Source organism: Arthrobacter sp. 260 (assembly GCF_013116745.1).
Classification (GTDB): Bacteria; Actinomycetota; Actinomycetes; order Actinomycetales; family Micrococcaceae; genus Arthrobacter_D.
In genome coordinates this window covers 73,187-86,243 of the sequence record NZ_JABFOE010000007.1, presented here as the reverse complement: position 1 = coordinate 86,243, position 13,057 = coordinate 73,187, and the positions used below count along the sequence as shown (strand labels likewise).

The window sequence follows — 13,057 nt, the reverse complement described above, 5'->3', positions numbered from 1 at the left end:
TAGCAGGTCTCAAATGCGCTACGGCCGGGTAATTCTATGTTCAATACCTGTCCTACAAACTATGGTCATTGCATGAGCGCAACCCTGTCTGAAGACTTGATGAAAACGTGGATTTCTGGTTGGTCCGCCTGCCGGGGTTATCAGCCGCATGACGAGGGGCGAACGGTGTCAGTAGTGCTGACCGACTCCGGAAACCAGCTGGAACACTTCGTCTATGAACCATCCGACGAGGAGGCACTGGCGCTCGCCGCTGAAACGAAGGCCGATCCGAACCGTCTCCTGACGGTGGTCACCACCAGAATGAATGACCTGCTGGCGACGCTGCGTCCTGCGGGGTTGCGCGTGGTCGACAACCGTCAGGCACTGATGACGGTCAACATGGATGGCCAGGACGTGGAGGAGCCGCGGGCGCCGGATGACGTGTTCTCCCTCACCCACCTGCGTGAACCGTCGTGCCGCCGGGTGATGGTGACGGCCAATGGGGAGGAAGCCGCCCGCGGCTCGGTGGCCGTCGAACAGGATTTCGCGGTCTACGACCGCATCATTACCAACGAGGCGTACCGGCGCCGGGGGCTCGGCAGTTTCGTCATGCGGGCACTCACCTCCGCGGTGCTCGAGGACGACGTGCAGGACGGGCTGCTGATGGCCTCGGCGGATGGCCAGCAGCTGTACCAGTTCCTGGGCTGGAACCATCTGGCCGATGTTTTTGTGATTCGCGGCTGACCCTTCCGTCTCTCGGACGGAGCGGGCACTTGCTCCGGCGGGAGGTGTGTGCCCGCCGGAGTGACACAATGGCACCGTGGCCCAACATGACTCCCTGATCCCCCTGCTTGGTGGGGGCGCCGAACCGGAGCAGCTGGTCCATGTCCGTCAGATCCCGGCCCGGCAGGCCGTCACCGAACCGTGGCCGGCCTGGGCACACCCGGACGTGGTCGCCGCCTACGGCGCCCTGGGGGTTCCGACCCCGTGGCTGCATCAGGTCACCGCAGCGAACGCAGCCCATAGCGGGCAGCACACCATCGTGGCGACCGGAACAGCGTCCGGAAAATCGCTCTGCTATCAGTTGCCGGTGCTCGACGAGATCCATCGGACGGCGCTTGGCGACCAGGTTTCCCTGGAGCCCACCGGATCGGTGGCGCTGTACCTCGCCCCGACCAAGGCCCTCGCCGCTGACCAGCTGGCCGCCGTCAAGGCTCTGAACCTTCCGACGGTGCGGGCGGAAACCTACGATGGCGATACGGACCCCACAGCCCGCCGGTGGATCAGGGATCACGCGAACCTGGTCCTGGCCAACCCGGACATGCTGCACTATGGGATCCTCCCGAATCATGCATGGTGGGCCAGGTACTTCAGGCGGCTGAAGTACGTAATCATCGATGAGGCGCACAGCTATCGGGGAGTCTTCGGATCACACGTGGCGAACCTGCTACGGCGCCTGCGGCGGGTCTGCGAGTACTACGGTGCCTCTCCCGTGTTCATTGGGGCCTCAGCCACGTCAGCCGATCCAGGGGCCTCCTTCGGGAAGCTGATCGGCGGCGAGGCGACCCCCGTCATCGAGGACAGTTCACCCCACGGCTCCACCACGGTGGCCTTTTGGGAGCCTGAGCTCACCGACCTGCGCGGGGAGAACGGCGCACCCAAGCGCCGGACCGTCATCGCCGAGACGTCCGACCTGTTGACGAACCTGGTCTCAGCGCAGGTGCGTACTATCGCTTTCATCAAGTCAAGGCGGGGCGCAGAGAGCATCGCGGCGATGTCCAAACGGTTGCTCCACGAGGTCCATCCGAGCCTGCCAGCCCGGGTTGCCGCCTACCGGTCGGGCTATTTGCCTGAAGAGCGCAGGGAACTGGAGGCGGCGCTCCGCAGCGGGCAACTTCTCGGCGTCGCAAGCACGCCTGCGCTGGAACTGGGCATCGACATCTCAGGGCTGGACGCGGTCCTGGTGGCGGGCTGGCCCGGCACCCGCGCGTCGCTTTTGCAGCAGATCGGCAGGGCCGGGCGTTCGGGCCAGGATGCACTCGCCGCTTTCGTCGCGAGCGACGACCCGCTGGACACCTATCTGGTGCATCATCCCGAGGCGGTGTTCGACGTCGGGGTGGAAGCCACGGTGTTCGACCCGACCAACCCGTATGTGCTGGGCCCGCATCTGTGCGCGGCGGCTGCGGAGCTACCGTTGACTCCGGCCGAGCTGCCCCTCTTCGGTGCGGGTGTCGAAGCCCTGCTGGCCAAACTGGTGACGCAGGGGTTTCTCCGCCAGCGGCCCGCGGGCTGGTTCTGGACCCATCCGCAGAGTGCCGCCGCGATGGTGAACCTCCGCGCGGACGGCGGTGGGCCCATCAGCATCGTCGAAACCGGAACCGGCACGATGCTCGGCACCATGGATTCGCCGCAGAGCCACTACCAGGCGCACGCCGGAGCGATTTACGTGCACCAGGGGCAGACCTATGTGGTGGATGAACTGAACGAGCAGGATCATTGCGCGATGGTGACCCGCTCCAACCCTGACTACTACACCCAGGCCAGGGACATCACCGAGATCGAGGTGATCGGGACTGACCGCACCCAGGACTGGGGTGGTGTCCAGATCAGGTTCGGTGAGGTGCTGGTGACCACCCAGGTGGTCTCGTTCCAGCGCAAGGCTTTCGTCTCCAACGAGATCCTCGGTGAGGAACCGCTGGAGCTGGGCGCTCGTGACCTTCATACGAAGGGTGTCTGGTTTGAGTTCGATCAGCGTCTGCTGGAGGCCAACGGCCTGACGGCTGCCGATCTTCCGGGAGCCCTGCACGCCGCCGAACACGCAGCGATCGGCCTGCTACCCCTCGTGGCGTCGAGCGACCGCTGGGACATCGGCGGAGTATCTACCGCCCTGCACGCCGACACCATGGTGCCGACTATCTTCGTCTACGACGGCCACCCGGGTGGGGCGGGCTTCGCCGAACGGGGTTACGACGCCGTCAGGATCTGGATCAAGGCGACCCTCGATGCGATTCGTGCCTGCGAGTGCGACACCGGGTGCCCTTCCTGCGTGCAGTCGCCGAAGTGTGGAAACCGGAATAACCCGCTGAGCAAGGCCGGTGCGGCTACCCTGCTCGCGCTCCTGCTCGCCCAGGATCCGGTAGGCACCCCCGGCATCCCCGGCATCCCCGGCTAGCGAATCAGGGCGGCGGTCCGGCACGCGCCCGGCCGGTCGCGTCCGGGATCAGCGCGAACCAGTGGACCGCCGGATCGACCCTGGCGGACGTGCGCACCTCCACGACCGTGCCGCCCGGCCCTGCCCTGCTGCAGGACTGCAGGGTTGCCCCCTGTGCCGCTGCGGTTTCTGCAGCCACCGTGCAGGGGTCGCCGGGTATCAATCCGCGGGACGCGTCCGCGGCGGCCAGCGCTGCCAGATCGGCGGCTGTCGCTGCCCGGGACGCCGTCGCACCTGCCTGGGCGAGCAGAACCATTGCGGCAATCAGGGACATGAGCAGCAACGCGAACCCGCAGGTCAACACTGTTCCGGCTCCCACTTCCCCTCCTCGGCGCCGCCTGTGGGCCCGCCCCTTCACGAGCTGTACTCCGTGGGCGCCTGGCCGGGCGGTGCCGCGCAGCCACCCCGTGGTCCACCAGTGCCTGGATGGCAGGCAGCTGACTTATTCTCTGCAGCCGGAGCACCCCGATACGGCTTCCCGTGGACCTGCTTCTGGAGTTCTGCCCGGGCCGTGGCAGACGCCGACAGGTCCCATCCCAGAAAGTCGACCCCCGGCAGGGAGACGCGGGACCCAACGGTCACGGTGGTCCAGACCCCCTGCTCCGCTACCTCCAGCTGTGACTGCGAGCCAGCGAGCCTGCGCACCGTTGCCTGCACTTCGTCCGCTCGCTCTCCCCTGACCACTTCCCGGGCCCCGGCACGGGCCGCCTCCTCTAGCCTGAGCTGGGTCAGTCCGGCCGTGGCGGCGCCCAGGAGCAGCGCCAGAAGCACGATCAAGGACGGCAGTGCGACCGCCACTTCCGCCGTCACCGCCCCGTGCTGGGAGTCGGGCCGCCGCCGTCTCGTTAAGGCTGAATGGGGAGACACTGCGGCTTACCCGAAGCTGAGGGCCGAACTGATCAGGTTCATCAACATGCCCCTGACCTCCCCGCTGGACAGGATCGCCACCAGTAGTGCGGCGAACCCCACCGCTGCCAGCGTGGCAATGGCGTACTCCGCGGTGGCCATCCCTGCCTCTGACCTTGCGAGTCGACGTACTTCCCTAGCCAAACGCCTGCCGGTCCGCGAAACGAGTACCTTGAGTGATGACATGTCTTCCTCCGTGTGATCCATCTGGTGAGTGCCCTGCCCCACGTGGGCACTCGATCGGTTGGGACTCTGATGTGTCCTGCTGAAAACTCTGCCCGTTCGCGCCCGGCTGCGGACCGAACGCACGCGCTATGTGGATAAGTCTCCGACGGTCGGTCACCCGGGTCATTACCAGCGCGGAAGCAAAGCGAGGACCATGGGAAGCACCCCCAGGCAGATGAAAGCTGGCAGATAGCACAGCCCCAGGGGAACCACGAGTCGGACACCGAGGGTCGCGGCACGCCGCTCTGCCTCGCCATTTCTCCGGCGCCGTAACTGTGCGGCGTAGGCGTGAACCATTCCGGCAGAGGACGCACCGGTCAGGGCCGCGAATCGCAGCGCATCCCTGAGTTCCGCCAGCACCTTCCGGGTGGGACGGTCTGATTGCGATATCGCCGAGTTCCAGGCCGCGTCCCAGTCCGATCCGAGGGCGAGAGCCCCCGTGACGCGCCGGAGGCCCTGTGCCACCGGCGGCGGGGAGGAGCCTGCGAGCGCTGCCAGCGACTCCCCGACGGGCGCACCAGCAACCAGCATTGCCCCCAGCAGGTCGATCATCACAGCCGGGTCAAGCGGATGAACCGCTGCTTTGGGCGAATCGCGGTCGCCGGATGCCCGCCACCCTCGCCCGAGGCCGGTGCGCTGCTGGCCGTGGTCCACGCCAGGGCTATGGTTCAACGCCGCGATTCCGAACCGAGATGAGCCGACCAGCAGCCAGCACCCGGCGAAGATGAGGAGGAAAACAACCACTCCGGTCATCCCGGCTCCTTTCCTGCCGTGGCAACCAGCCGTCCGGACCAGAACCGCCCCAGCAGCATCAACGCGCCTCCTGTACAGAGCAGCGTTATCCCCGCAGCGGATCCAAGGAGGACGGCGAGCGGCTGAAGTCCGGTTAGATAGCCCAGTCCGAGTCCGAACACGGGCAGCCAGCCAAGCAGCCGGGCCGTGGCCTTCGGACCGGCCAGGGCCGTCGCCCGGGCCGATGCCGAGTCGAGCGCGAGGTCGAGCTGCGCCGCGTACCGGCCGAGGACCTCGGTCAGTGGTGCGCCACTGCGTTCGGAAATCTCCAGGCAGACTGCCAGATCCCGCCATAACCCGGCGCACACTGAGGGTGGGGTTCGTGGCCGGCCGGGTCTCCAGTCGCGTGGCCCGGGTGGTTCGGTGGCTGCGGCCCGGAGCACCTCCGGGACGCCCGCACCGATGGCTGCCGCCTGTTGGGCGGCCCGCAGCACGGGTGCCGCGAGTTGGGCGAAACCGGTCGGGTCCTGCCGCCCGCTGCCATCGTCGGCTGCCGCGTACAGCAGGGCAAGGTCCTGCCACAGCTGGTGTGGCGACCGTCCGCCCTGCAGCAGAGCGGTGAGTTGGTGGACGAACAACGGCAGCTCTGCGGGATCAAGAGCGGCTGACCGCGCGGGGCGCCTCCACCCGGTGATCCTGCTGGTCGGCATGGACATCAGACTGGCGCCACTGCCGCAGGGAAGGGTGAGGATCAGGTAGCCCGCCAACAGGAGGGCGCCCGTCAGGATTCCGGTCATCGGTCCGGTCCGTGCCCGAGCAGTTTTACCAGCCGGGACCAGCCGGCTGCCGGCTTGCATCCGTCGATGCCCTGGACCAGAGCCGGCCGCACGACCAGGTGACCCGCCTCATCCAGTTCCACAAGCCCAATTGCTGCGACCTGGCGGCCCCTGACGGTGCGCACCAGATGCACGACGACGTCGAGGGCGCTGGCTGCCTGCAGGGTGACGGACTCCTGGCTCAGGCCCGCCAGCGAACCCAGGGCCGTCAGACGGGCCGGGACTGTTTCGGCCGAGTTGGAGTGAATCGTTCCGCCAGCTCCCGAATGGCCGGTATTCATCGCGGACAGGAGTTCCCGGACCTCAGCTCCACGGCATTCACCGACTATCAGCCGGTCCGGGCGCATCCGCAGCGCCTGACGTACCAGTTCTGCGAGGTCCACGGACCCGGCGCCCTCCACATTGCCGTGGCGACACTGCAGTGGGACCGTGTGGGGATGTCGCGGGGTCAACTCCGCAGAATCCTCGACGGTGATGAGCCGTTCGGTGGGGGCGCTCAGGGCCAGCAGAGTCGACAGGAGGGTGGTCTTGCCGGTGCCAGTCGCCCCGCTGATCAGAAAGTTGAGGCGCTGCTCCACCACCGCGCGCAGCACCTCGGACATTTCCTGGTCGAGGGTGCCGGACCGGGTCAGCTCCTCCAAGGTGAACTCGCGGTGTCGCTGGATACGGATGGACAAAAGTGTGCCCCGGTTGGAGACGGGAGTGAGGACTGCGTGCACCCGGAACGTCCTGAGCCGGACGTCGGCGCAGGGATTGCCGTCGTCGAGCCGCCGCCCACCTGCCGAAATAAGCCGAACGGCCAAGGACCTCACCTCGGAGTCCGCGTGGAAGACCACCGGGGTCCGCCGCAGCCCGTTGGCGCCGTCCACCCACACCTCGTCGGGCCCGTTGACCAGGATGTCGGTGACCGTGGGGTCGGCGAGAAGATGCTGCAACGGCCCTAATCCCTGCAGTTCCGCCTGCACCCGATCCACTGTGCGGAGTGTTCCAGCGGAACCTAACAGCTTGCCGGTTGACTGGACCGCCGCTGCCAGGCGGGCTCCGGTCAGCGGCAGCTGGTCCGCGAGGACAGCCTGTCGTACTTCGCTGACCATTGACCTTCCGACGTCGTCAGGAGCGCGGTCATCCCGGCGGATTGCTGGCCGGTCGCTCATCGCCACGCCTTCCCGGCCACGTCCGGAAGCGAGGCAAGAAGGCTGGAGGTGAGCCGCCGGAGAGCACGCTGGGATCCAAGTTCCAAGAGCCGCCCCTGATGCTCAGCGGTGTGCACGCCGCGCAGCTGGGGAAGGTAGCCCGCCAGCGGTAGCCCGGTGATCTCGGCCACCCGATGCGGGTCCAACCCGGATGCCAGCGGCCCCCGGGCGACCACCGACACCGGCAGGTGGCGGGTTTGCTGTGCCAGGGAGCGGGCTGCCGCAATCGGTCTGGCCCGGCCCGGAACCAGGAGCACTAGCGTGTCACAGACCTGCAGCAGCGGACCTCCTGCCGGCCGGCCGGACGGCAGATCGACAACTGTCAGCGTGAAAGCGGTACGGATCGCATCCACCACCGATGGCACGGCCGGGGAGGCCAGGATCTCTGACTCGGCTGGACCAGCTCCGCTCATGGACAGCACCGAAACACCCGACACCGTGGGCAAGGCGCCGACCAGCTGGTCGGGATTGAGCGTACCGCTCACCTCGCCCAGGTCCGCCCACCGCACACCCGGCCCCTCCCCTGTCCCCAGCGCCAGGGCCAGCCCTCCCCCGCCGGGGTCACCGTCGAGAAGCAGCGTGGACTGGACGGAGCCCGCAGCGGCGAGAGCCAACCAGCAGCTGAGGGAACTTGCCCCAGCCCCGCCCGTACAGCCCATCACCCCCAGCAGCAGACCTTTCGGACCCTGATTTGAGAGCGCGGCGAACCTCCCCGCCAGCCAGGGTGCCGCCGCTGGCAGCAGCGCGACCTGTGCCGCGTGGATCCGGGACGCCACTTCCCACGCACTGGTCTCCTCTCCCTGAAGGCCCACCAGGATCAGGTCGCTGTCAGTCGTCGGCCCGGTCACGCCGATATCGGTTCCCACCAGCAGGACTGCTGGCCGCCGCATCCGGGCCTCGGACAGCGTTCCGGTGACCGTCAGTTCGAGACCAGCGGCCGCTGCTACCCGTGCTGTCTCGTCGCGGATGCGCTGGGAGCCGGTGACCAGAGCCGCACCCCCATCGTCGGGTGCCGGAAGCCACGGTTGGCCGGTTGTCATGTCCCCAGCGTGCCGCGGGAATCAGTGCCCACCCAGCCCCCCACAGCAGATGTGGACAAAGCGTCCGACGGCGGGTCCGGTGCAGGAGGAGTGCCAGGGAGCGGCACGGTGCAGGAGGTGGACCTTCGCGGGGGAGAATGAAGCCATGTATGTAGTTGTCTCAGCCCCACCCCCTCGCGGGGACGAGGCAGCGCACTCTGGCGGACCATCGGATGCCGCGTCAGCTCCGCAGATGGCAGTATTGCAACCCGTTGATGGAACCGGGGCCCCCTCGGGTGACGCAATCGCCGTCGGGCAGGATGACTTCCCCGCCGCGGTCCGCCACTTCGAGGGACAGAAGGTGCGGTGGGTGTGGGAGGCAACCCGCGCCTGGTACCCGGGCCTGCTCACGGCGGGCGTCAGTGTCGAACGCTGCCACGATCTGAGTCTGGCCCGAGAGATTCTCCGCAACTCCAGTTTCAGCGCGAACCTGCCCTACGTCACCGACCTGCGGGACCGGGCCGACGCACCGGAGACACTGCCCACCCGGCAGCTTCCACCGCTCCCGGAACAGCCCGGCCAGTTCAGCCTCTTCGACACTCCCAGTGCCCCCAGCGGTCCTGGCCCCGAGGTTGTCCTCGCCGAGTTCCGCCAGCAACAGCAGGCGGTAGCCACCGGCAGCCAGCCTCAACGTCTCGCCCTGCTGCTCGCCGCCGAATCCGCTGGGGCGCTGCTGGCCGCGGAGATGGAGGCGGCGGGGATTCCCTGGCGCCGCGACCTGCACGAAACACTGCTGGAATCCGAGCTGGGTCCCCGACCCCGCGAAGGCGCACGGCCACGCGAGTTGGAGCGGATAGCCGGCGAGCTGCGGGTTCATCTGAACAATCCCGGGTTCAATCCCGATTCACCGCAGGAGTTGCTCCGGGCACTGCACCGGGCCGGGATCGAGGTGACCAGCACGAGGTCCTGGGAGTTGGAGCAGCACCGGCATCCCGCGATTGAACCGCTGCTGCGCTACAAGAAGCTCTCCCGGCTGCTGACCGCGAATGGCTGGACCTGGCTGGACGCCTGGGTGCAGGATGGCCGGTTCCGGCCCGAGTACGTTGTCGGAGGCGTGGTGTCCGGCCGGTGGGCCTCACGGGGTGGCGGGGCCCTGCAGATCCCCAAACAGATCCGCGACGCCGTCCGCCCGGACCCCGGCCACCGGTTTGTGGTTGCCGACGCCGCCCAGCTCGAACCGCGGGTGCTGGCCGCGCTGGGCCGCGACTCGGCCCTGGCGACGGCGGCCCGGGGGAAGGATCTGTACCAGGGAATCGCGGAGCAGGGCTTCGGCGACCGGGCGAAGGCGAAACTCGCCATGCTTGGGGCCATGTACGGGGCCACCACCGGCGAATCGGGACGGCTGATGCCGCAGCTCGCCCGCACCTATCCCCAGGCGATTCAGGTGGTGGAGGGAGCGGCGCGCATCGGCGAGGCGGGCGGCGTGGTGACCAGTTATCTGGGCCGGGGCTGTCCCCCGGCGACCGAAGCATGGGTGGCCGCCCAGCAGACCGCCAGTGCGGAGGAGCAACGCCGGGCGGACAACCTGGCCAGATCGCGCGGCCGGTTCACCCGCAATTTCGTGGTGCAGGCGACCGCCGCGGAGTGGGCGCTGTGCTGGCTGGCCGAACTCCGCCGCCAGTTGCGCACAGCGGCAGTGCCGCCTCCGGTGGACCTGCTGGTGTTCTTCCTCCACGACGAGGTGATGCTCCATGTCCCCGACGCGCAGGTCGACGAGGTCTGCCGCCTGGTGACGGCTGCCGCCCAGTCGGCGACCCGACTCATGTTCGGCGACATCCCGATCGAATTCGCCGTGAACGTGATGGTGGTGGACTCCTACGCCGATGCCAAGTGACAGTCACCAGCTAGAGGGGCGGCCGCTGGCTAAAGGGGCGGCCGAATCTCGGCGGAGGCGTCCCAGGGAACCGTCCACCCCAGGTCATCGAACAGTGCGTCCAGCAGCATTGCGGTGAAACCCCACACCGTGATGTCGCCGACCAGGAAGGCGGGGGTCGTCCACTTGACCCCGTTCCTGGTTCCGACAACCGACCGTCGACCCGCGGGATTGAGCAGGTCGGCGACCGGCAGCCGGAACACGTGTTCGGACTCCGCCTCGTCGACGGCGGTGACCGGCGACTGCCGGGTCCACCACGCCAGGACTGGGGTGACCAGGAAATTGCTGACCGGGAGACCAGACTCCGGGAGCGGACCGAGCACCTCGATGCCGCCGGTGTCGACGCCGGTTTCCTCCCGGGCCTCGCGGAGGGCCGCCGCGACCGGGCCGTCGTCGTCGTCGTCGATCCGCCCGCCGGGGAACGCCACCTGGCCGGGGTGATCGGTGAGCGACCCGGACCGCAGCACCAGCAAGATGTCGAGGTCCTCTGGCACGGCCGACGCCTGGAACTGCGCCGGCCGGTCGTCGAGTGCGCCGAACAGGATCAGGACGGCCGCGTGGCGCGCCGACGCCGGGTCGACGCCGCGCAGGATCCCGCGCCGGTCGGTGGACCGTGCCGCGAGGTCCAGCAGCTGTTGCCGGGCGCTCATGCGCCGAGGCTGTAGCCGGCAGCCTGCAGCTCGCGTCGTGTCGCGCCGTCCTTCATCAACCTCAGCAACTCTTCCCTGCCGGGCGCCAGCTCGTACTTGAGCAGCTTGGCGGCCTTGACCGGGTCCACCTCACCCTCTCCGTAGGCAGGGCAGAGCGTCGCCAGCGGACAGGCACCGCACGCGGGCTTCCGGGCGTGGCAGACACGCCGGCCGTGGAAGACCACGTGATGGGACAGCTGGGTCCAGTCGCGCGGCTCGAACAAGCGGGCGACGTCGGCCTCCACCTTGACGGCGTCGTCGGACTCGGTCCATCGGAAGCGCCGTGCGAGCCTCCCGAAATGGGTATCGACGGTGATGCCCGGGATGCCGAAGGCATTGCCCAGCACCACGTTCGCCGTCTTGCGCCCGACCCCGGGCAGCGTCACCAGATCCTCCAACCGCGCGGGCACGACGCCATCAAACTCGTCAACCAACCGGGTGGACAGCGCCAGCAGACTTCTCGCCTTCGCACGAAAGAAGCCGGTGGGCTTGATCAGCTCCTGCAGGACCGTTTCGTCGGCCTCCGCCAGGCTTCGCGCATCTGGGTAACGCGCAAATAGTGCCGGGGTAGTGAGGTTCACCCGCACATCGGTGGTCTGGGCTGAGAGCACCGTCGCGACCAGCAGCTCGAAGGGATTGGTGAAATCGAGTTCAGGGACCGCGTACGGGTACTCCTCCGCCAGCCGCCGGTGGATCCGACGGGCGCGCCGCTTCACCGCCAGTGGCGAGGGATCCAGCCCGTCAGCGGGGGTGCTGCTGACCACTGCGGCCTAGCCGTCGCTCGGGGCGCGCTCGATGTTGCTCAGGTCCCGCATGACTCCGACGCGGCCGGTGCGCTTGTCCTGAACGAGGAACTCCTCGCCGCGATCCTCGATGCCCACTTCCCAGTCACCCGGGCGCAGGACGAACAGTTCGACCCCTGAGGCCTCGTCGACCACGGGGCGGGGGGTTCCTACCGCGAACCAGAATGCCTCGACAACGGGACCCTCGTCCTCCGACTTGGTCGCCGAGATGGACTCCTGGTTTCCGCTGCCACGGTGCTCCACGACCGGCTGTGCGGTCGTGGCTGCTGCTGCTGACGCTGCGGCTGCCGCACCTGTTCCGGGGGCGACGGCGTCCTGCGGGCCGGTGTCCACCGAGGACTGATCCGCTGGGCGGGACCCGGCGTTGGTTCCGGTGCGCTGGTCGGAGGACGAGTCCCGCTGCGCGGTGGCCGCGGTATCTGCTGGTGCCGCTGCGGCGACGGGCTCCGCTACGTCGTTGGACGATGCCGTTCCGGCTGACTTTGCGGAATCAGGCGACTTCGCAGTGTCGGCCGACTTGGCGTAGGGGGCGAAATCCTCGTCGGCGAACCGGGGGTAGCCCGAGGAATCGGCGTCGGGAAGTTCCTTGTCCTGGACCCCGGGGACCGCTGCGACCGAGCTGTCCAGGTGGGCGTCGGGGGTACTGCTGGAGGGATCCGTGGAGGATGCCTTGGCTGCGGCACCGAAACCGAGCTTGTTGCGCAGCGCACTGCCAGGCTTCTTCGGCGTCTCCTGGTGGTGGTCATCCGGAGCGGCACCGGCGGTAGCTCCCGCGGCAGCGGCAGCGCCAGTCGTTCCGGCTCCATCGCTCCACCCGGTGACCTGTTCGGCCGAACCGGCCGGGCTGGCCGAGTCCGACGGGGTGGCTGAACCTGGCTGGGTGGACGTCGGCGCCTTCGGTGCCTTGGGCGCCTTGGGCTTGGCAGGCAGTATCTTCCGCGCCATGACATGGGCCTCAGCGGAGGGGCGGCCAGCGAAGTCGACGGCGAAACCGGGCAGATGCGGTCCACCGACCGTCGCGACCAGCATGCCGAGCGAGCCGATCAGGCAGATGAAGGGCCCGTAGTGGAAGGAGGTGACGGTCTGCAGCAAGAAGAAGGCGGTTGCCAGCACGGCGACCACTGACGCGAACTGGTCGACGGACAGGGACCCGACCCGGGTGTCAGTGCCGAGCCGCCGCGCCGTCATCAGTCCCGCGGTGGCGATCGGCAGCACAATCCCGATCGCGAGGAAGAACAGCGACGACGAGTTCCAGAGGTTCCCGAACCGCCCCATGGCTTCAAAGAAGGGCAGCACCGAGCCGATGAAGATGACCAGGACGGATCCGCCGATCACCGTTTCGCGGAGGGTGAAGGGGCCAGCCACCGCCTGGCCGCCGGTCCTCCCGGACTCGACGCGGTTACTGCCACTGGTGCCGGAATCCCGGCCTGTCTGCGGATCTGTCATGTCGAAATTCCATTCGTCGCGGCGGCCGGGCAGGCCGCAGTCGCCAGCGTTCTCTTCTCCCACCAGCCTAGCCAACCCACTCCTC

The 13,057-nt window shown here is 68.2% G+C and carries 14 protein-coding genes; 3 read left to right on the top strand and 11 right to left on the bottom strand.

The window, feature by feature from the left end:
- Positions 1-165: 165 nt before the first annotated feature.
- Together HMI57_RS09675 and HMI57_RS09670 are read left to right on the top strand one after the other, a co-directional pair.
- Positions 166-723, top strand: a complete 558-nt coding sequence (locus tag HMI57_RS09675) for a GNAT family N-acetyltransferase (RefSeq protein WP_171585764.1) — start codon at positions 166-168, stop codon at positions 721-723.
- Between the two features lie 76 nt (positions 724-799).
- Positions 800-3,151, top strand: coding sequence for a DEAD/DEAH box helicase (locus tag HMI57_RS09670; RefSeq protein WP_171585762.1), 2,352 nt, complete (start codon positions 800-802; stop codon positions 3,149-3,151).
- 4 nt (positions 3,152-3,155) lie between these two features.
- Here HMI57_RS09670 and HMI57_RS09665 read toward each other — a convergent pair whose 3' ends face one another.
- The 8 genes from HMI57_RS09665 to HMI57_RS19365 all read right to left on the bottom strand — a co-directional run bounded on the left by HMI57_RS09665 (position 3,156) and on the right by HMI57_RS19365 (position 8,269).
- Entirely contained in the window at positions 3,156-3,509 is a 354-nt protein-coding gene (locus HMI57_RS09665; protein WP_318779164.1) for an Rv3654c family TadE-like protein, read from the bottom strand.
- Positions 3,510-3,544: 35 nt separating this feature from the next.
- The gene (locus HMI57_RS09660) at positions 3,545-4,000 is read right to left on the bottom strand and encodes a TadE family type IV pilus minor pilin (protein WP_216607301.1); all 456 of its coding nucleotides are present in this window, start codon (positions 3,998-4,000) and stop codon (positions 3,545-3,547) included.
- Positions 4,001-4,063: 63 nt separating this feature from the next.
- Positions 4,064-4,282, bottom strand: coding sequence for a DUF4244 domain-containing protein (locus HMI57_RS09655; RefSeq protein WP_171585760.1), 219 nt, complete (start codon positions 4,280-4,282; stop codon positions 4,064-4,066).
- 165 nt (positions 4,283-4,447) lie between these two features.
- Complete coding sequence (locus HMI57_RS09650; protein ID WP_171585758.1) at positions 4,448-5,074, bottom strand: type II secretion system F family protein; 627 nt, start codon at positions 5,072-5,074, stop codon at positions 4,448-4,450.
- Entirely contained in the window at positions 5,071-5,850 is a 780-nt protein-coding gene (locus tag HMI57_RS09645; RefSeq protein ID WP_171585756.1) for a hypothetical protein, read from the bottom strand. Before HMI57_RS09645 ends, HMI57_RS09650 begins: the two co-directional genes overlap by 4 nt.
- Positions 5,847-7,043 (bottom strand): TadA family conjugal transfer-associated ATPase, encoded by a 1,197-nt coding sequence (locus tag HMI57_RS09640; RefSeq protein ID WP_228721031.1) that lies wholly within the window; start codon positions 7,041-7,043, stop codon positions 5,847-5,849. The genes HMI57_RS09645 and HMI57_RS09640 overlap by 4 nt, the downstream gene beginning before the upstream one ends.
- Entirely contained in the window at positions 7,040-8,122 is a 1,083-nt protein-coding gene (gene ssd, locus HMI57_RS09635) for a septum site-determining protein Ssd (protein ID WP_171585755.1), read from the bottom strand. The genes HMI57_RS09640 and ssd overlap by 4 nt, the downstream gene beginning before the upstream one ends.
- Before the next feature lie 21 nt (positions 8,123-8,143).
- Positions 8,144-8,269, bottom strand: coding sequence for a hypothetical protein (locus HMI57_RS19365; protein WP_267313540.1), 126 nt, complete (start codon positions 8,267-8,269; stop codon positions 8,144-8,146).
- Here HMI57_RS19365 and HMI57_RS09630 point away from each other — a divergent pair.
- On the top strand, positions 8,268-9,995 hold the full coding sequence (locus HMI57_RS09630) for a bifunctional 3'-5' exonuclease/DNA polymerase (RefSeq protein WP_171585754.1): 1,728 nt from the start codon (positions 8,268-8,270) through the stop codon (positions 9,993-9,995). The two genes, HMI57_RS19365 and HMI57_RS09630, sit on opposite strands and share 2 nt — an antisense overlap.
- A gap of 29 nt (positions 9,996-10,024) precedes the next feature.
- Here HMI57_RS09630 and HMI57_RS09625 read toward each other — a convergent pair whose 3' ends face one another.
- The 3 genes from HMI57_RS09625 to HMI57_RS09615 are packed head-to-tail and all read right to left on the bottom strand — an operon-like array spanning position 10,025 to position 13,047.
- Complete coding sequence (locus HMI57_RS09625; RefSeq protein ID WP_171585753.1) at positions 10,025-10,684, bottom strand: CoA pyrophosphatase; 660 nt, start codon at positions 10,682-10,684, stop codon at positions 10,025-10,027.
- Complete coding sequence (gene nth, locus HMI57_RS09620) at positions 10,681-11,487, bottom strand: endonuclease III (RefSeq protein WP_318779262.1); 807 nt, start codon at positions 11,485-11,487, stop codon at positions 10,681-10,683. The genes HMI57_RS09625 and nth overlap by 4 nt, the downstream gene beginning before the upstream one ends.
- Before the next feature lie 6 nt (positions 11,488-11,493).
- Positions 11,494-13,047 (bottom strand): hypothetical protein, encoded by a 1,554-nt coding sequence (locus HMI57_RS09615; protein ID WP_171585752.1) that lies wholly within the window; start codon positions 13,045-13,047, stop codon positions 11,494-11,496.
- Positions 13,048-13,057 lie beyond the last annotated feature (10 nt).